Source organism: Stenotrophomonas sp. YJH_SMC_122, from assembly GCF_059369535.1.
On the sequence record NZ_JCAFST010000002.1, the window covers coordinates 308422 to 327105 of the forward strand.

Annotated in this window: 17 protein-coding genes; 12 read left to right on the plus strand and 5 right to left on the minus strand. The window is 67.1% G+C overall.

The window, feature by feature from the left end:
- The first annotated feature begins 76 nt into the window (after positions 1–76).
- Complete coding sequence (locus AC5P66_RS04930) at positions 77–1969, plus strand: patatin-like phospholipase family protein (protein WP_049415821.1); 1893 nt, start codon at positions 77–79, stop codon at positions 1967–1969.
- 42 nt (positions 1970–2011) lie between these two features.
- The gene (locus tag AC5P66_RS04935) at positions 2012–2449 is read left to right on the plus strand and encodes a YfbO family protein (RefSeq protein WP_099495447.1); all 438 of its coding nucleotides are present in this window, start codon (positions 2012–2014) and stop codon (positions 2447–2449) included.
- A gap of 448 nt (positions 2450–2897) precedes the next feature.
- Here the strand turns inward: AC5P66_RS04935 and AC5P66_RS04940 are convergent, their stop codons facing one another.
- Positions 2898–4265, minus strand: coding sequence for a helix-turn-helix domain-containing protein (locus AC5P66_RS04940; protein ID WP_049412618.1), 1368 nt, complete (start codon positions 4263–4265; stop codon positions 2898–2900).
- Between the two features lie 115 nt (positions 4266–4380).
- Between AC5P66_RS04940 and AC5P66_RS04945 the strand changes: the two genes are divergently transcribed.
- The 5 genes from AC5P66_RS04945 to mmsB are packed head-to-tail and all read left to right on the plus strand — an operon-like array spanning position 4381 to position 9920.
- Positions 4381–5886: a CoA-acylating methylmalonate-semialdehyde dehydrogenase gene (locus tag AC5P66_RS04945; protein WP_049412616.1), complete on the plus strand. Its 1506-nt coding sequence runs from the start codon at positions 4381–4383 to the stop codon at positions 5884–5886.
- 14 nt (positions 5887–5900) lie between these two features.
- The gene (locus AC5P66_RS04950; protein ID WP_049412613.1) at positions 5901–7067 is read left to right on the plus strand and encodes an acyl-CoA dehydrogenase family protein; all 1167 of its coding nucleotides are present in this window, start codon (positions 5901–5903) and stop codon (positions 7065–7067) included.
- A complete protein-coding gene (locus AC5P66_RS04955) occupies positions 7064–7861 on the plus strand; it encodes an enoyl-CoA hydratase (RefSeq protein ID WP_049412611.1) in 798 nt (265 codons plus the stop codon). Before AC5P66_RS04950 ends, AC5P66_RS04955 begins: the two co-directional genes overlap by 4 nt.
- A complete protein-coding gene (locus AC5P66_RS04960; protein WP_099488071.1) occupies positions 7858–9033 on the plus strand; it encodes an enoyl-CoA hydratase/isomerase family protein in 1176 nt (391 codons plus the stop codon). The genes AC5P66_RS04955 and AC5P66_RS04960 overlap by 4 nt, the downstream gene beginning before the upstream one ends.
- Positions 9030–9920: a 3-hydroxyisobutyrate dehydrogenase gene (gene mmsB / locus AC5P66_RS04965; RefSeq protein ID WP_032962101.1), complete on the plus strand. Its 891-nt coding sequence runs from the start codon at positions 9030–9032 to the stop codon at positions 9918–9920. Before AC5P66_RS04960 ends, mmsB begins: the two co-directional genes overlap by 4 nt.
- A 231-nt stretch (positions 9921–10151) precedes the next feature.
- On the opposite strand, the gene AC5P66_RS04970 is transcribed toward mmsB, so the two are convergent.
- Together AC5P66_RS04970 and AC5P66_RS04975 are read right to left on the minus strand one after the other, a co-directional pair.
- The gene (locus AC5P66_RS04970; RefSeq protein ID WP_004153735.1) at positions 10152–10577 is read right to left on the minus strand and encodes an organic hydroperoxide resistance protein; all 426 of its coding nucleotides are present in this window, start codon (positions 10575–10577) and stop codon (positions 10152–10154) included.
- A gap of 111 nt (positions 10578–10688) precedes the next feature.
- Positions 10689–11669, minus strand: a complete 981-nt coding sequence (locus AC5P66_RS04975; protein ID WP_049412608.1) for a cation diffusion facilitator family transporter — start codon at positions 11667–11669, stop codon at positions 10689–10691.
- Between the two features lie 208 nt (positions 11670–11877).
- On the opposite strand from AC5P66_RS04975, the gene AC5P66_RS04980 reads away from it, so the two are divergent.
- Positions 11878–13332: a SulP family inorganic anion transporter gene (locus tag AC5P66_RS04980; RefSeq protein WP_099495449.1), complete on the plus strand. Its 1455-nt coding sequence runs from the start codon at positions 11878–11880 to the stop codon at positions 13330–13332.
- 105 nt (positions 13333–13437) lie between these two features.
- On the opposite strand, the gene AC5P66_RS04985 is transcribed toward AC5P66_RS04980, so the two are convergent.
- Positions 13438–14334, minus strand: coding sequence for a hypothetical protein (locus AC5P66_RS04985; RefSeq protein ID WP_099495450.1), 897 nt, complete (start codon positions 14332–14334; stop codon positions 13438–13440).
- Positions 14335–14346: 12 nt separating this feature from the next.
- Entirely contained in the window at positions 14347–14589 is a 243-nt protein-coding gene (locus AC5P66_RS04990) for a hypothetical protein (RefSeq protein WP_099495451.1), read from the minus strand.
- Between the two features lie 192 nt (positions 14590–14781).
- On the opposite strand from AC5P66_RS04990, the gene dusA reads away from it, so the two are divergent.
- The 4 genes from dusA (at position 14782) to AC5P66_RS05010 (ending at position 18607) form a co-directional block, all read left to right on the plus strand.
- Positions 14782–15813, plus strand: coding sequence for a tRNA dihydrouridine(20/20a) synthase DusA (gene dusA / locus AC5P66_RS04995; RefSeq protein ID WP_049412601.1), 1032 nt, complete (start codon positions 14782–14784; stop codon positions 15811–15813).
- 212 nt (positions 15814–16025) lie between these two features.
- The gene (locus AC5P66_RS05000; RefSeq protein ID WP_005420623.1) at positions 16026–16400 is read left to right on the plus strand and encodes a hypothetical protein; all 375 of its coding nucleotides are present in this window, start codon (positions 16026–16028) and stop codon (positions 16398–16400) included.
- A 73-nt stretch (positions 16401–16473) separates the two neighbouring features.
- Positions 16474–17157: a response regulator transcription factor gene (locus tag AC5P66_RS05005; protein ID WP_004136763.1), complete on the plus strand. Its 684-nt coding sequence runs from the start codon at positions 16474–16476 to the stop codon at positions 17155–17157.
- Between the two features lie 25 nt (positions 17158–17182).
- Positions 17183–18607 (plus strand): ATP-binding protein, encoded by a 1425-nt coding sequence (locus AC5P66_RS05010; RefSeq protein ID WP_099495452.1) that lies wholly within the window; start codon positions 17183–17185, stop codon positions 18605–18607.
- Positions 18608–18684 lie beyond the last annotated feature (77 nt).

An 18684-nucleotide genomic window follows, 5' to 3' on the forward strand; every position in this document is an offset into this window, starting at 1 on the left:
TCCTGCCCGGACTGCGGTGGTGTTCTCAGGCCCTGAGAAGCCGCTGCGCCATACTGGCATCCACGCGGCGGACGGCATGCTCGGGGGCAAGACGGTGGCGGACAAGTACTGCGATCTGGTCATGAAAGGCGGCATCACCAGCGGCATCGTGTACCCCAATGCGGTACTGGCGCTGGCACGCGAGTACCGGTTCAAGAGCATTGGCGGCACCTCTGCCGGCGCCATCGCTGCGGCGGTGGCGGCTGCGGCGGCATGCGGTGATCGCCGCCAGCAGGCCGGCGAGCACCTGCCCGGTGATGCCGGTTATGGCGGGCTGTCGGCAGTGTCGGCGCAGTTGTCGCGGCGGGGGTTCATCTACAGCCTGTTCCAACCGGCGCGGGGCGCGCGCGCGGCCTATCGGCTGCTGGTGGTGCTGACCGGCAATGCCAGCTTGCCGCACAAGCTGCTGTGCCTGGCGGTGGCGGTATTCGAGATCGCGCCGTTGGAAGTGCTGGTGTCGCTGGCGCTGCTGCTCGGCCTGGGCTGGTGGGGCGGGGGCTGGAGCGGCGTGGCCGCGACGCTGCTGCCGTCGCTGCTGTGCGCCTACGGTGCAGGCGTGGCCGGAGCCGCGCTGCGTGTAGCGCGTGTGGCCCGGCGCAACCTGCTGGGCCTGTGCAGTGGCCTCGGTCGCGATGCACGTAAACCGGCATTGACCGAGTGGCTGCATGAATGCCTGCAGCAGTTGTCCGGCAAGCCGCTGGATGCACCCCTGACCTTTGCCGACCTGCACGACGCGCCGCGCTATGCCGGCGAGCCGGACAGCCCGCATGCGATCAGCCTGCAGATGATCACCACCTGCGTGTCGCACAACGAGCCGCGCACACTGCCGCTGGGCGGCGCGCAGTTCTGGTTCCTGCGCGAGGAGTTCGAGCAGCTATTCCCCGCCAGCGTGGTGCAGTGGCTGGTGACGCAGGCCGGTCCGCCGCTGGAGGTGGAGGGGCGCCGGTACTACCACTTGCCGCAGGGCCCGAAGCTGCCTGTGCTGGTGGCCACGCGCATGAGCCTGAGCTTCCCGCTGCTGATCAGCGCGGTGCCGCTGCATGAGCCCTCGCGCCGCGAACGCCGCTGCGAACCGACCGCGCCGGCAGCCGACCCGGAGCACAACGTGGCCGACAGCATGGAAGGGCTGACCAGCGCCGGGCAGACCTGCGGCCCTGTGATCACCGCGTTCCGCATCTGCTGGTTCTCCGATGGCGGCATCAGCAGCAACTTCCCGATCCATCTGTTTGATGCCGCGCTACCGCGCTGGCCGACCTTCGCCATCAACCTGGTCTACCCGCAGCATGCCGAAGACGTGGGTCGCGGCAGTGATGGCCGACAGGCGCTGGAACGTGCCGTGTTCCTGCCCACCGAAAACCGCCACGGTTGGCAACGGCATTACCAGTCCATTGCCACGCCGCTGGCCGCAGCCGAGCTGGGGCGCTTCCTGTTCGCAGTCGTGGCGACCATGCAGAACTGGCGTGACCTGCTGCAGGCGCGCGCGCCGGGTTACCGCGACCGTATCGTGCACGTGAGCCTGCAGGGCGACGAAGGTGGCATGAACCTGGACATGCCGCAGGAGGTGCTGACCCGCATCGCCGACAAGGGCAGCCTGGCGGGCGCGCGCTTCTGTTCGTTCTCGTTCGGGAACCACTACTGGATCCGCTGGCGCAACCTGGCCTCGGCCTACCAGCGCTACACGCTGGAAGTGGCGCGTACCGACGACCCGGCGCAGCAGGTGCTGGCCTACCGCGCGGCGTACTCGATGGTTGCCCGTGGCGAGCCGGCACCGCCGTCGTACAAGCTTGGCTCGGAAGACAAGCGTCGCGGCTCGCAGCAGCTGTGGGCGCAGATGGTCGAGCAGGGCCGAACCTGGGAAGACCTGGGCCCGGACCTGACCGATGGCGCACCGCGCCCGCTGCCGCAGATGAAGGTGACGCCGATCTACTGACCGGCGCCGATACAATCGCGCTTCTCGCTGCAAGGAGTTTGGATGTCTGCCCGTCAGGAACTGCTGGATCTGCTTGAACGCCTCGATATCCGCGACCCGGAGCACCTGCCGGTTGTGCCACTGGCCGCGTACTTCGAAGGGAACGATTTCGAAGAGTGCATTGCACCGAACCAGTGGGGCTACGGCCGCCCGCCGATTGCCGAGCTGTACGCACGCCTCGCCGCGATTGCCGAAAAGCCCGAAGTGGAAGGTGTCTACGTGGGGCTGCACCAGGATTGGGGCAGCGCACTGGACGACGACAGCGAATGGCCTGCCGCGGAGAACGTGCACGTGCTGACCAGTGCCGACGTCGAGACCGTGGAAGGCTGGCTGCAGGGTCTGGAGTGCGACGGTGTGGGCGAAGGCTGGCCGTACGGCCAACACATCGACGCACCCGTGCCCTCGGAAGGCCACCGCGTACTGACCGTGTTCTGGGACTAGAACGCGCCAACCAGGGTTGGCACCTAATGGGGTCAGAGCCCGTTGCGTGGCAACGGGATCTGACCCCGTGCCGTTCCAACAGCCGCGGAAACTGTCGAAGGTGGGGTGGGTCCGGTTGCAGGGGCGTGAGCCGCATGGGCCCGAGGCGTGCCTCGGGCGGGTTGGGCAGGACGCCCAACCCCGGTCTTGCCGTGTGCGCAGGACAGCGCACACGAGCAAGCGGCGACCGGGCTTACATGGGTGAGGGCGCTTTGCTTGCGAAGCACTGCTTCGCAAGCGCCCGAACGCACAGCCGCCAGCGGCTGGGCCGGGCCCCGGAGGGATACTTGCAGCGTCCCCTGCAACCGGATCCACCCCGCCATCTCCCGGAATGCCCGCTTCTGCTTTTGAGGTTGCCGGCCAGCGGCCGGCACTACCGCAGGTGCAGGGCGCAGCCCTGCAAACCCCCCTACCTCCCCGGCAGCTGCGCGAACGCGCGCTGCATGCAGTCCTCGCGTGGGCACACCCGGCAACCCGGTCCGATCGATACCGAGTTGCCCGGGCTCTGCACATCCAGCCCCAGTGAATACACCAGTCGCTCGGCATGCTGCAGATCGCAGCCCAGCGCCACTGCGAAGGTCTTGCGGGGCTGGCCATGGCCGACCGGGCCACTGCTGACCTGCCGCGCCAGCCAGAAATGGCGGCGCCCGTCGGGCATGCGCGCGGTCTGGGTAAGGATGCGACCGGGCTGGTTGAACGCTTCGTAGACGATCCACAGCGGGCACGAACCGCCCACCTGCGAGAAGTGGAAATCGGTGGCCGAATGGCGCTTGGATACGTTGCCCGCGCGGTCCACGCGGATGAAGAAGAACGGCAGGCCGGGCGCACTGCGCCGTGCCAGCGTGCTCAGCCGGTGGCAGACCGCCTCGAAGCCGACGCCGAACTGGTGCGCCAGCAGTTCGATGTCGTAGCTGCTGGCCTCGGCCGCACGCAGGAAGCGCATGTAGGGCATGACCAGCGCGCCGGCGAAGTAGTTCGAAAGACCCACCCGCGCCTGCGCGATGCGTGCGTCATCGGTGAAGCCGGCACGCGCCACCACCGCATCGATCTGCGGCAGGTAGCCGTGCAGGGCCAGTTCGGCGGCCATCTGGAACGCCTGCTGGCCCGGTTCCAGATAATCGGGTAGCCACAACCGGCGCGTGCCGGCGTCGTACTGGCGCTTCTCGCGCCCGGCCTGCAGCGCGGCCACTTCCACCAGCACGCCGTGGCGGTCGGCCAGCAGCTGGCGCAGGCGTGGCGCCACATGCCCGGGCGACAGCCCCCACTCGGCGAACAGGCGTTCGGCCAGCTCGTCCAGTTCGGGAATGTGGTTGTGCATGCGGTTGAAGAACTCACGCACCTGGTCACCGGCGGGCAGGGTGCTGCCGGCGCCGGGCTCGCCCAGCTGGAACTCCAGCGCGGCGGCATGTTCGCGCAGTGCCAGATGGCGGCGATGCAGGTCCAGCAGCGCGCGGCTGACCTGCGGCAGGTTGCCCGCCAGGGCGCGCAGTTCGGTCGCGCTGACTTCGGCCAGGCCCAGGTCGCGCAGGGTCTCGCCCAGCGCTTCCTGCAGCGCGGCGGGCTCATCCTCGTCGAACAGTGCGGAAACGTCGCCCAATACCTCGCCCAGCTTCTTCTGCACCGCTGGTGTGAGTGGGCGCTTGTTGCGTTCGATCTGGTTCAGGTAGCTGGCCGACAGCCCCAGCGCACGCGCCAGGTCAACCTGGCTGTAGCCGCGCTGTTCGCGCAGCCGCAGCAGGCGCAGGCCGAGTTGCCGCTGGGGAGCTGAGAGATTCACAGAATTAACAGGAATCGTGGGGCGTGTTGGCCAGATTAAGCGGATTCAGCCCAGAAATCGAGACGGGTGCTGTGAATAATGCCAAGCATCTTTCGCACCCCGTGGGATTGTCGTCATGACTGTTGCAGCGCCCCGTATCCGCATGCTGATCGATGGCCAGTTCGTTGAATCGGCCACCTCCCACTGGCAGGACGTGATCAATCCGGCCACCCAGGACGTGCTGGCCAAGGTGCCGTTCGCCACCACCGGCGAAGTGGACGCCGCCGTCGCCGCCGCCAAGGAAGCCTTCAAGACCTGGCGCAAGACCCCGATCGGCACCCGCGCGCGCATCTTCCTGAAGTACCAGCAGCTGATCCGCGAGAACATGAGCGAGCTGGCCCACATCCTCACCGCCGAACAGGGCAAGACCCTGCCCGACGCCGAAGGCGATGTGTTCCGCGGCCTGGAAGTGGTCGAGCACGCCGCCGCCATCGGCAACCTGCAACTGGGCGAGCTGGCCAACAACGTGGCCAATGGCGTGGACACCTACACGATCATGCAGCCGCTGGGCGTGTGCGCCGGCATCACCCCGTTCAATTTCCCGGCGATGATCCCGCTGTGGATGTTCCCGATGGCGATTGCCACCGGCAACACCTTCATTCTCAAGCCGTCCGAACAGGACCCGATGGTGACCATGCGCCTGGTTGAACTGGCGCTGGAAGCCGGCATTCCGAAGGGCGTGCTGAACGTCGTCCACGGCGGCGAGGACGTGGTCAACGCGATCTGCGACCACCCGGACATCAAGGCCGTGTCGTTCGTCGGTTCCACCCGCGTCGGTACCCACGTCTACAACCGCGCCTCGCTGGCCGGCAAGCGCGTGCAGTGCATGATGGGCGCCAAGAACCACGCCGTGGTGCTGCCGGACGCCAACAAGGAACAGACCCTCAACGCGATGGTCGGTGCCGCCTTCGGTGCCGCGGGCCAGCGCTGCATGGCCGCCTCCACCCTGGTGCTGGTCGGTGAGGCGCGCAACTGGGTGCAGGACCTGGTCGAAAAGGCCAAGACGTTGAAGGTCAGCGCCGGCACCGTGTCCGGTACCGACGTCGGCCCGGTCATTTCCTGCAGCGCCCGCGAGCGCGTGGAAGGCCTGATCGCCTCGGGCGTGGAGCAGGGCGCCAAGCTGGTGCTCGATGGCCGCAAGCCGCAGGTCGATGGCTTCGAGAAGGGCAACTTCGTCGGCCCGACCATCTTTGCCGGTGTCACCACCGACATGCGCATCTACCAGGAAGAAATCTTCGGGCCGGTGCTGGTCATCCTCGAAGCGGAGACGCTGGAAGACGCCATCGCGATGGTCAACAGCAACCCGAACGGCAACGGCACCGCACTGTTCACCCAGTCCGGCGCGGCCGCGCGCAAGTTCCAGGAAGACATCGACGTCGGCCAGGTCGGCATCAACGTGCCGATCCCGGTGCCGGTGCCGCTGTTCTCGTTCACCGGTTCGCGCGCCTCCAAGCTGGGCGACCTGGGCCCGTACGGCAAGCAGGTGGTGCTGTTCTACACCCAGACCAAGACGGTCACCGCGCGCTGGTTCGACGACGAGACGCTGAGCCACGGCGTCAACACCACGATCAGCCTGAAGTAAGCGCAGGAGCAGCCATGAGCCACTCGATGACGACGGAACTGGACGAAGCACAGCAGGCGTACCGCGAGGCTGCGCGCGACTTCGCACTGGCCGAACTGGCGCCGCACGCCGCGCGATGGGATGCGGAGGGCATCTTTCCGCGCGAGGCGATCGCCAAGGCCGGTGAACTGGGCTTCTGCGGTCTGTACATGGACCCGGAAGTGGGCGGCAGCGGCCTGAGCCGCCTGGACGCCGCCGTCGTCATCGAGGAGCTCGCCAACGTCGATCCGTCGACTGCGGCCTACATCAGCATCCACAACATGGCCTCGTGGATGGTGTCCACGTGGGGCCAGCCGGCCCTGCGCGACGCCTGGGGCAGCGACCTGTCCTCGGGCAACAAGCTGGCCTCGTACTGCCTGACCGAGCCGGGCGCCGGTTCCGATGCGGCCTCGCTGAAGACCACCGCCGTGCGTGAGGGCGACCATTTCGTGCTGAACGGCTCGAAGGCCTTCATTTCCGGCGCCGGGGCCACCGAACTGCTGGTGGTGATGGCGCGTACCGGCGGTGCTGGTGCCGGCGGTGTCAGCGCGATCGCGGTGCCGTCGGACCTGCCAGGCATCAGCTTCGGCCGCAAGGAAGAGAAGATGGGCTGGAACAGCCAGCCCACCCGCGGCATCACCTTCGAAAACGTCCGCGTGCCGGCCAGCCACCTTCTGGGAGAGGAAGGCGGCGGCTTCAAGCTGGCGATGAAGGGGCTTGATGGTGGCCGCATCAATATTGCCGCCTGCTCGCTGGGTGCCGCGCAGGGCGCGCTGGATGCCGCGCGCCGCTACATGGGCGAGCGCCGCCAGTTCGGCAAGGCGCTGGCCGAGTTCCAGGCGCTGCAGTTCAAGCTGGCCGACATGGTCACCCAGCTGGTGGCCGCGCGGCAGATGGTGCACACCGCCGCGCGCAAGCTCGATGCCGGTGCCAGCGACGCCAACGTGTGGTGCGCGATGGCCAAGCGTTTTGCTACCGATGCGGGTTTCAACGTCTGCAACGAAGCGCTGCAGATCCATGGTGGCTACGGCTACATCCGCGAGTACCCGATCGAGCGCCTGCTGCGTGACTGCCGCGTGCACCAGATCCTGGAAGGCACCAACGAGATCATGCGGGTGATCGTTGCCCGCCACCTGCTCAACACCGAAGAGGAACTGCGATGAAGGATTGGCGTACCCAGGAGCACGTGGGCCTGAAGGTCGAGGTCGATGGCCACACCGCCGTGGTCACCCTGAACAACCCGCCGGCGCATACCTGGACCGTGCACAGCCTGTCGGCGCTGCGCGACCTGGTCGGCGCGCTCAACGCAGACCGCGACATCTACGCGCTGGTGATCACTGGCGAGGGCGAGAAGTTCTTCTCCGCCGGTGCCGACCTCAACCAGTTCGCTTCCGGCGACAAGGCCGCTGCGCGCGAAGCCGCGCGCCGCTTCGGTGAAGCCTTCGAGACGCTGTCCGGTTTCCGTGGCGTGTCGATCGCCGCGATCAACGGCTACGCGATGGGCGGAGGCCTGGAATGCGCACTGGCCTGCGACCTGCGCATCATCGAAGAGCACGCCCAGGTCGCGCTGCCGGAGGCCACCGTCGGCCTGCTGCCGTGCGCCGGTGGCACCCAGAACCTGCCGCGCCTGGTCGGCGAGGGCTGGGCCAAGCGCATGATCCTGCTGGGCGAGCGCATCAATGCCGAGACCGCGCTGCGCATCGGCCTGGCCGAAGAAAAGGTCGGCAAGGGCGAAGCCAAGGCACTGGCGCTGGAATGGGCGAAAAAGGCCGGCAAGCAGAGCCCGACCAGCATCGCCGCCTGCAAGACCCTGGTACAGGCCACCCGCACCGGCACCCACGCCTCGGCGCTGGTGGCCGAGCGCGAAGCCTTCGTCGACCTGTTCGACACCGCTGACCAGGTCGAAGGCGTGACTGCCTTCCTGGAAAAGCGCGCCGCGCAGTGGAAGAACGCATGAGCACCGACACCGCTGCCGACGACGCACCGGTGCTGTTCGAGGAGCGCGTGGCCGGTAACGGCATGCGCATCGGCATCGCCACGCTCAACGCGCCGCGCACGCTCAATGGCTTCTCGCTGCCGATGGCACACCTGCTGCTGGCGCAGTTGAACGCCTGGGCCGACGACGACGGCATCGCCATGGTGGTGCTGCAGGGTGCCGGCGAAAAGGCGTTCTGCGCCGGCGGCGACCTGCACAGCCTGTACAAGGCCATGGTCGCCTTCCGTGAGGCCGGCCGCAGCGACATCCGCGAAAACGCCTATGCCGCCGAGTTCTTCGACGTCGAGTACCGCGTTGATTACCTCATCCACACCTATGCCAAGCCGATCCTGTGCTGGGGCCACGGCATCGTGATGGGCGGCGGTATCGGCCTGATGTCCGGCGCCAGCCATCGTGTGGTCAGCGAGCGCTCCAAGCTGGCCTTCCCGGAAATCACCGTCGGCCTGTTCCCTGATGTCGGTGGCAGCTGGCTGCTGCCGCGCGTGCCGGGCAAGGGTGGGCTGTTCCTGGCGCTGACCGGGGCGCTGCTCAACCCGGGCGATGCCATCTACGCTGGCCTGGCCGATGTACATGTGCCCGAAGAGCGCCGCGGTGCGGCGTTCGATGCGCTGCTGCAGGTGGCCTGGTCCAGTGACCCCGCACACAACCACGAACGCCTGACCCATCTGCTGCAGTCGCATGCCAGCGATGCCGCCACCGGTCCGCTGCTGGCCAACGCGGCGCAGGTCGATGCGTTGTGCGAAGGCGATGACCTTGAAGCCATTGTCGCGCGCATTGCCGGCCTGCAGACCGACGACGCCTGGTTGCAGGCGGCTCAGAAGACCCTTGCGGCCGGCGCACCGGGTTCGGCACGGTTGGCGTACGAGCTGCAACGCCGCAGTGCCGGCCAGGACCTGGCCGCGATCTATCGCCTGGAGTACATCGTCGCCCTGCATTGCGCCGCCCACGGTGATTTCGCCGAAGGCATCCGCGCGCTGCTGATCGACAAGGACCGCAATCCGCAGTGGAACCCGGCCACCCTGGCCGAGGCCACCTGCGCGTGGTCCGACACCTTCTTCGCTTCCCCCTGGGCCGACGCCGCGCATCCGCTGGCCGACCTGGGCACTCCCCTTGTTGAAAGGAGCCTTGCATGAGCCGCATTGCATTCATCGGGTTGGGCAACATGGGTGGCCCGATGGCCGCCAATCTGGTCAAGAACGGCCACAGCGTGCGCGTGTTCGATCTGGTCCCGGCCGCGGTGCAGGCCGCCGTCGATGCCGGTGCAAGCGCGGCGTCGTCGGCACGCGACACCCTGGCCGATGCCGAAGTGGTGATCTCGATGCTGCCGGCCAGCCGCCACGTCGAAGGCGTATACCTGGGCGACGACGGCATTCTTGCCGCAATCCCCGCCGGTGCACTGGTCATCGACTGCAGCACGATCGCACCGGCCAGTGCCCGCAAGGTCTCGGAAGCGGCCGCCGCGCGTGGCCTGCAGATGATCGACGCACCGGTCTCCGGCGGTACCGCCGGTGCCCAGGCCGGCACCCTGACCTTCATCGTCGGTGGCGAAGAGGACGCGCTGGAACGCGCCCGCCCGGTGCTGCAGGCAATGGGCAAGAACATCTTCCATGTCGGCGCCAGCGGTGCCGGCCAGGTCGCCAAGCTGTGCAACAACATGGCGCTGGGCGTGATCATGGCGGTGACCGGCGAAGCCATCGCCCTCGGCGTGGCGCACGGGCTGGACCCGAAGGTGCTGTCGCAGATGATGGCCGTCAGCACCGGCCGCAGCTGGGCCACCGAGGTGTGCAACCCGTGGCCGGGCGTGCTGGAAAACGCTCCGGCCTCGCGCGGCTACAGCGGTGGCTTCGGCAGCGATCTGATGCTGAAGGACATGGGCCTGGCGGTGGAAGCGGCAATGAGCGTCGGCGCCTCGATCCCACTGGGCGAAGTGGCCCGCAACCTGTACTCGATGAACCACCAGGCCGGCCGCGGCAAGCTGGATTTCTCCAGCGTCGTGCAGCTGATCACCAGCGACCAGTAACTGGTCGCTGGTCCGCGCATTCCACCTTATCCCCGCGCCGTTGGCGCGCCCCCTTGAACAACAAGGGGGCTCTTCTCCAGAAGGATGGATGCGCGCCGCAGCGAATGCGTCCCCGGCCACGTGCTGGGGCCCACCCGAGGTGGGATGGGCGGATGCCCGGTTTCGACCGGCATCCGCCCATTTTTTTGCACCGCGCGCGGGTAGTGCCGGCCGCTGGCCGGCAGCACTGCATCAGGCAACGATCAGCGTTACATCAATGTTGCCGCGGGTGGCGTTGGAGTACGGGCACACGATGTGCGCCTTCTGCACCAGTTCTTCCACCTGCTCGCGCGGCACGCCCGGCACGTTGATGGTCAGCTCGGCCTCGATGCCGAAGCCGGTCGGGATCTGGCCGATGCCGACCTTGCCAGTGACGGTGGTGTCGGCCGGCAGCGCGACCTTGGCCTGGCCGGCCACGAACTTCAGTGCGCCCAGGAAGCAGGCCGAGTAGCCGGCGGCGAACAGTTGTTCCGGGTTGGTGCCCGGGCCACCGGCGCCGCCCAGTTCACGCGGTGTCGACAGCTGGATGTCCAGCACGTTGTCGGAGGAGACGGAACGGCCTTCGCGGCCGCCGGTGGAGGTGGCCTGGGCGGTGTACAGAACCTTTTCGATGGACATCGGGATGCTCCTGGTCAGTGGGTGGGTGTTGCGTTGGAGCCTACTTTGCCCGCTTTCCGCGTACGTTGGGTTGCAACGCGTACGAAAAACTTGATCGATCGTCCTGTCGGCCTAGATCGTCCACTCGCGGTCGGTGGTGAACATGATGGTCAGCCAGCGGTCCGGCGAAGCCTCGCCCAGCGCGTCGCCGATCTCGTCGCGCAGCCGGTCCCATTCCACCAAGGGCCGCGGCGGGTCGTCTTCCGGCACCACGAAGAACAACTCGATCTGCTCGCCACGCCCCACCTGCGCCACGTAGCTGCGGTGCTCGACGAAGCCGTGCCTGGCCACGATCCCGCGTGCCACCGCATCCACATGCGCCTGCAGCTCCGGCGGGGTGACCAGCAGGATGCCGGCCAGCGCCCGGCGCACGGTGCCGAGCGGGGCGATCATCACCAGCACGCAGACGAAGGCAAGGATGGCCGGGTCGATGTACGGCCCGACCCACGCCAGCGAGGTGCCCTGCACCAGCACGCCGCCGAGGAAGGCCAGCAGATAGCAGGCCGACATGCTGGCGGCGATCACCCAGTTCTTCGCGTCCAGCGCGATGAACTCCGAACCGATGCGGCGGTTGGCGCGCAGGATGAACCCGGCCAGCGCACCTTCGCCGACGATCGACAACCCGGCGAAGGCGATGGCTGGGCCGAGCGCGATGTGGCGGCCGCCGGACATCAGCGCATCCACCGCGTTGACCAGCGCATACAGCGCCGCACCGATCATCAGCGTGCCGCTCACCCCCAGCACGATCGGCTCCAGGTGCCAGAAGCCCATGGTGAAGCGCTGGTTGAGCCGCGACTGCAGCGCGTCGGTGCTGGTTGAAAGCGCGATCAGCCGCGCGACCAGCAGCGACAGCCAGGTCATCACCACGTCGATCAGGCCGTAGATGCCGTCGAAGATGATCAGCGAGGAATTGGCCAGCAGGCCGAACACCACCGCAGCGGCAGCCAGCAGCAGTGAGGCGGCGATCGACAGGCGCAGCACGCCCTGTTCGGTGGTGGGATCGAAGAACTGTGGGCGGTGAGTGGCCATGCCCCGATTGTAGAGTGGAGCCATGCTCCGCTGCCGTTGCGGCCTGCCGACGCTGTCCCTGGGCAGCCCTGTGCCGTAGACTGCGTCCCTCCCACGTACCGATTCCCGCCTGCAGTGATCACGCCACCCTGACCCTTGCCGCACCTCGGCAGCCGGCCCGCCCGGCTCAGGATCCCGTGTCTTTCCACTGCAGCGCCTCGCGGCCACGCCCGCGTGCGCGCGGAGTTTTTCCATGCAAACGTCCTACCCCCTGCGCCAGCAATGGCTCGGCAACATCCGTGGTGATCTGCTGTCCGGCATGGTCGTCGCCCTGGCCCTGATTCCCGAGGCCATCGCCTTCTCGCTCATCGCCGGCGTCGACCCCAAGGTCGGCCTGTACGCCGCGTTTTCCATCGCGGTGGTCACCGCCATCGCTGGCGGCCGGCCGGGCATGATCTCCGCCGCCACCGGTGCAATGGCGCTGGTGATGGTCGACCTGGTCAAGGACCATGGCCTGCAGTACCTGTTCGCCGCCAGCATCCTGGCCGGCCTGCTGCAGGTGCTGGCCGGTGTGTTCAAGCTTGGGTCGCTGATGCGATTCGTCTCGCGCTCGGTCATCACCGGCTTCGTCAACGCGTTGGCGATCCTGATCTTCCTGGCGCAGATGCCGGAACTGATCGGCCGCGGCCCCACCGTCTACGTGCTGTGTGCCGCCGCACTGGCGATCATCTACCTGCTGCCGCGCCTCACCCGCGCCGTGCCTTCGCCGCTGGTGGCAATCGTCGTGCTCACCGCCGTAGTGATCGGCTTTGGCGTGGACGTGCGCAGTGTTGGCGACATGGGCCAGCTGCCGGACAGCCTGCCGCAGTTCCTCATCCCCGATGTACCGCTCAGCTGGGAAACGCTGCGCATCCTGCTGCCGGTGTCGGCCACGCTGGCCGTGGTCGGCCTGCTCGAATCGATGATGACCCTGCAGATCGTCGAGGACATCACCGAGACGCCCAGCGAGCGCAACCGCGAATGCGTCGGCCAGGGCGTGGCCAACGCGGTCACCGGTTTCCTCGGCGGCATGGCCGGCTGCGCGATGATCGGCCAGTCGGTCATCAACGTGACGTCTGGTGGCCGCGGCCGCCTGTCCTGCCTGGTGGCCGGTGTGCTGCTGCTGGTGCTGGTGGTGTACGGCAGCAACCTGGTGCGGCAGATCCCGATGGCTGCGCTGGTGGCGGTGATGATCATGGTCAGCATCGGCACTTTCAGCTGGCGCTCGCTGCGCGACCTGCGCACGCATCCGCGCAGTTCCTCGGCGGTGATGTTGCTGACCGTGGTGGTCACCGTGGCCACCCACGACCTGGCCAAGGGCGTGCTCAGTGGCGTGCTGCTGTCGGCGCTGTTCTTCGCCCGCAAGGTCGGCCGCATGCTGGAGGTGCAGTGCGAGGATGCCGGAGACACGCAGGTCTACCGCGTACGTGGCCAGGTGTTCTTCGCTTCCGCCGGCCAGCTGGGCGCGGCGTTTGACTACCAGCACGTAGCACCGAAGGTGCAGATTGACCTGCGCGATGCCCATCTGTGGGATCTGACCGCCGTGGCCGCGCTGGAGCGTGCGCAGGAAAAACTGGCCGCGCATGGCGCCGATGTAATGGTGGTGGGGCTCAATGCCGCCAGCCGGACGCTGATCGAACAGGTGGGCGGGCGCGGCGGCGGGCACTGAGTTCGCACTCTTCACTCGCCGCCACCTGTGCTGGGACATGGGTCCAGAAGCGCTTCGGCAGGGGGCACCCGGGTGACCGCAGCGGCGGTCACCCGCGTTGTTGCATCAGTGCCTGCGGCCCATGCATCTGACTTCCACCCGCATGTCGGCGTCCATCACTTCGCTGGTGCAGATCATCTGGTTGTCGCCCGGCCCGATGTTGGGGCGCACGCCCAGATCGAAGAGGTAGCGACTGAAGTCCATGTAGGCGTCACTGGTGATGCCACCGGGGAACTCGTACACCACCGGCTTGCCGTCCTTGGCAACGTCTGCTTTCGTCTCTGGAACCGGGTTGCCGTGAACGTCGAGGCCGGTGCCGGGAATAGGCGCCCAGCTTTTCATCTCGATGTCGTAGGAGGCCTTGATGCTGGAGCCATCGGCGAAGTTCAGGGTGGTCACCGGGCGGCCCGCAGTCAGCGAGATGTTCTTTCCCCTGACCGAATTGACGAAGGTCATGTGCGCCGCATACCCGCGGGCGAGCCAGGAGGCATTCAACTGTTCGATCGCGTTGTTCATCCTGGCCGGGCTCTGCAATGCATCGTATACGGTTGCCGGAATCGGCCGGTCTGCGGCGGGAGCCGCCAGTGCCCGTCGCACGCCTGCAGTCGCCATCGCTTGCTGGGGGAGTCTCCACGTGTTCGACGCAACGTCGTAGTTCATTTCAAGGCTGCGCCCATTCGCGTGCCAGAAGCGGACCAGGGCTACGAAGTAGTCTTCCAGGTCCTGTTCGATCGGCAGCTCCTGGATCCTGCGATCCCACAGGATGACGAACTTCCGTATCTCTCCCGTGGAAATACTGGTTACCAGCGCACCGCCGACGTCGACGTCCGACAGCGCGGCCGCCTGCATCTGAGCGTATGAACACCCTTCGCACGGGATATCTTGTATCTGCTTCACCTGCGCGTGCGCTCCCTGCGCACAGAGCAACAACGCCACCGCAGTGGCGTATCGGAACAGCCTCATCGAATTCGATTCCTAGATGGATGGATTGGGTAGGAAATGAATGACGATCCTGGCTACTGCCGCAATGACCAGCGCAATCGACACGGCGCGGGTGAAGCGATGAATCTCGCGCCGTTGGAAGGGTATCCATACCGTGAGCAGGATGGTCGTGAGACCAAAAACCAGCACCGGGGTGCCGGAGGTCGTCATCGCCATGCACAGGCTGATGAAGCCGAACAGCTCCAGGACCAGTTCGATATAGGTGCGTTGCTGCATTACATGTTCCGTTTGCTTGGGACATCCATGCCGCACATCGTCATGCGGCGCTCAAATGATATCACTTCTCATTCGTATTTGATTGGATGGCGGGCGTGTGCCACACCGGCAATGGGGCACCGACGCTTCGCACACCGCCTGACGCCCCGGCGTTATTCAGCCGTCCGGTGTAAACTATTGATCTCACTGGCAATGCCAGTCTCCCCGATCAACACCCCGATGACGTCCGCCACCGCCCGTTACGCCGATTCCCTGCGCCTGTCCGTGGCCCCCATGATGGACTGGACCGACCGCCATTGCCGCGTGTTCCATCGCGTGCTGGCACCGGGTGTGCGCCTGTACACGGAAATGGTGCACGCCAATGCGGTCATCCACGGCGATCGCGAGCGCCTGCTCGGCTTCGACCGCAGCGAGCAGCCGCTGGCGCTGCAGCTGGGCGGCAGCGACCCGGCGCTGCTGGCGCAGGCTGCGCGCATCGCGGCGGAGTGGGGCTACGACGAGGTCAACCTCAACTGCGGCTGCCCCTCCGACCGCGTGCAGGCAGGGCGTTTCGGCGCCTGCCTGATGCGCGAGCCGGTGCTGGTGGCCGACTGCGTGGCGGCGATGGTCGACGCGGTCGAGATCCCGGTGACGGTGAAGTGCCGCCTGGGCGTGGACGAGGACAACGACTACGACGTGTTCGCCGCCTTCGTCGACCGCCAGGTCGCCGCCGGTGCGGCAATGGTGGTGGTGCATGCGCGCAACGCGTGGCTGAAGGGCCTGTCGCCGAAGGAGAACCGCGAGGTTCCGCCGCTGAAGTACGACTGGGCCTACCGTCTGAAGCAGGAGCGCCCGGCGTTGCCGGTGGTGCTCAACGGCGGCCTGGCCAGCATCGAGGCGGTGCAGGCGCAGGCCGCGCATGTCGATGGCGTGATGCTGGGCCGCGCGGCCTACCACGACCCCTACCTGCTGCATCAGCTGGAGGCGCTGCAGACCGGCGCCCCGTTGCAGGCGCGCGGTGACCTGCTGCGCACGCTGCGTCCCTACGTGGAAGCGCGCCTGGGCGAAGGCCTGGCACTGAAGCACATCACCCGCCACCTGCTCGGCCTGTTCCACGGCCAGCCCGGTGGCCGCGCGTTCCGCCAGGTGCTGAGCGAGGGCGCGCACCGCCCGGGCGCCGACTGGAGCCTGGTCGAGCAGGCGCTGTCGGTCACCGAGCGCGAAGCCGATCGTGCCGCAGCGTGACCGCAGTCACATTCCTGACTTGACAAGGGACGGCGATTCGTCCCGAATGTTCACCTAGCTGAACATCGCAGGGCTGCGGCCGGAAAAGTTCAGACCGGATTCACTGCCCCAAACCAAGAATTTGCAAAGGAATTGTAAAGGCCGGGTCCCGCACCCGGCTCCCGGATTTACGACTTTTGAACGAATCGCCGTGCTCGGCTAGGATCGCATCGATGTCTTCCGCTCCCTTCCATTGCCGCATTGCCCTGGCCACCTGCGTGGTGCTGTCGGCTGCGCCGCTGTCGTCGGCGCTGGCGCAACAGCCGCCGCGTGGCGAGCAGGCACGGGCGGAAATGATGGATCGGGGAGAGCGCGGCAACCGTGGCGACGAGCGTTCGCTGTCCGATGCCGTGCGCCGCGTGCAGCGCAGCACCGGCGGCCACATCCTCGGCGCCGAGCGCGTGCCGTTCGATGGTCGTGATATCAACCGGGTGAAGTACATGGACGACCGGGGCCGGGTCCGCTACATGGACGACCCCGCCCCGTCGCGTTCACAGCCGCGCACGCCGCGGTCGGATATGTCATCACTACGCGGCGATAACCCCTGAACAGGGATAGTCGTCGCTATCAACCCGTACCCCACAGGCCTCCGGGCCACACCCAGGACACTAGGGAGAGTTCATGCGTATCCTTCTGGTCGAAGACGAAGCCCCGCTGCGTGAGACCCTGGCAGCCCGGCTCAAGCGCGAAGGCTTTGCCGTCGATGCTGCGCAGGACGGCGAGGAAGGCCTCTACATGGGGCGCGAAGTTCCGTTCGATGTCGGCATCATCGACCTCGGCCTGCCCAAGATGTCGGGCATGGAGCTGATCAAGGCCCTGCGTGACGAAGGCAAGAAGTTCCCGGTATTGATCCTGACCGCGCGTTCGAGCTGGCAGGACAAGGTCGAGGGCCTGAAGCAGGGCGCCGACGATTACCTGGTCAAGCCGTTCCACGTCGAAGAGCTGCTGGCCCGCGTCAACGCGCTGCTGCGCCGCGCCGCCGGCTGGAGCAAGCCGACCCTGGAATGCGGCCCCGTCGCCCTGGATCTGGCTGCCCAGACGGTCAGCGTGGCCGGCAGCAATGTCGACCTGACCAGCTACGAGTACAAGGTGCTGGAGTACCTGATGATGCATGCCGGTGAACTGGTCTCCAAGGCCGACCTCACCGAACACATCTACCAGCAGGACTTCGACCGCGACTCGAACGTGCTGGAGGTCTTCATCGGCCGCCTGCGCAAGAAGCTGGACCCGGACGGCGAACTGAAGCCGATCGAGACCGTGCGCGGTCGCGGCTACCGTTTCGCGATCCCGCGCAACGAGGGCTGAGCCGGCTCACCCTGGCGATAACACGATGTCCGGCCGTCTGTGGTTCTTCCGACGCTGGCGGCCGCGCTCACTGCAGGCGCGCCAGATGCTCGCCGCGTCCGTGGGCCTGGTCGCGTTCCTGGCCCTGGCCGGCTACGCGCTTGACGCCGCCTTCGCCGATACGGCGAAGGCGAACCTGCGTGAGCGCCTGAAGAACTACGCCACCTCCTACGCGGCCGGCATCGACTTCACCCGCGACCGCTCGCTGTACATCCGTGAGCAGCCACCGGATTCGCGCTTCGACGTACCTGGCAGTGGCCTGTACCTGCAGGTGGTCATGCCGCACGGCAAGGGCAATTCGATGTCCGCCGAAGGCCCGATGCTGCCCACGGTGGGCGGCGGCCTGCTGGCACCGCGCCAGGAAGTGTTCGAAGGCCCACTGCCGATGATCCAGATCGATGGCAGCCAGGGCTCGGTCTACCGCTATGGCCTGGGCCTGGTGTGGGGCGCCGACGCCGACCCCGCCACCGAATTCCCGTACACCATCTACGTGATGGAAGACTCGCGCGCGCTGGGTGCGCAGCTGCGCGTGTTCCGTGGCCGCGTCTGGTTCTACCTGGGCGGCATCGGCCTGATCCTGCTGCTGCTGCAGACCGTCATCCTGCAGTGGAGCCTGCGCCCGCTGCGCCGCGTGATCACCGAGCTGACCAAGGTGCAGCGCGGCGAGACCGAGCGTATGAGCGAGCGCCACCCGCGCGAGCTGGAACCGCTGACCGACAGCATCAACGCTTTCATCGAAAGCGAGCGCGAGAACCTCGAGCGCCAGCGCAACACCCTGGCCGACCTGGCGCACAGCCTGAAAACGCCGATTGCGGTGTTGCGCACGCAGATGGACAGCGGCGCTGGCGATGGTGCGCTGCGCGAAGAACTGGACGTGCAGCTGCAGCGCATGAACAACCTGGTCTCGTACCAGCTGGCGCGCGCGGCCTCGTCCGGCCACAAGCTGTTCTCCGCGCCGCTGCCGATCGAGTCCAACGCCGAGGAAATCGTGCGTGGCCTGGAGAAGGTCTATGCCTCCAAGGGCGTGCTGTGCGAATTCGATATCGACCCGGCCGCGCGCTTCCACGGCGAACCGGGTGACCTGCAGGAACTGCTCGGCAACCTGCTGGAGAACGCCTTCAAGTGGGCCAACCGCCGCGTGCTGCTGACCGCGCAGCCGCTGCCGGCGCCGAACGCGCGCCGCGCCGGCCTGCTGCTGGCGGTGGACGATGATGGCCCGGGCATCGCCCCGGATGACATCGGCAAGGTACTGCAGCGCGGCGTGCGTGGCGACGAGCGCGTGCAGGGCCACGGCATCGGCCTGTCGATCGTGCAGGACCTGATCAAGGACTACCGCGGCGAACTGACCGTGGGCCGTTCGGCCGAACTGGGCGGCGCCCGCTTCGAAGTGCGCTTGCCGACAGGGCCGTAAACCGCGTTGATCGGTAGTGCCGGCCGCTGGCCGGCAACCAAGCCATGCCATCGAAGAGCATGAGGGTGCCGGCCAGC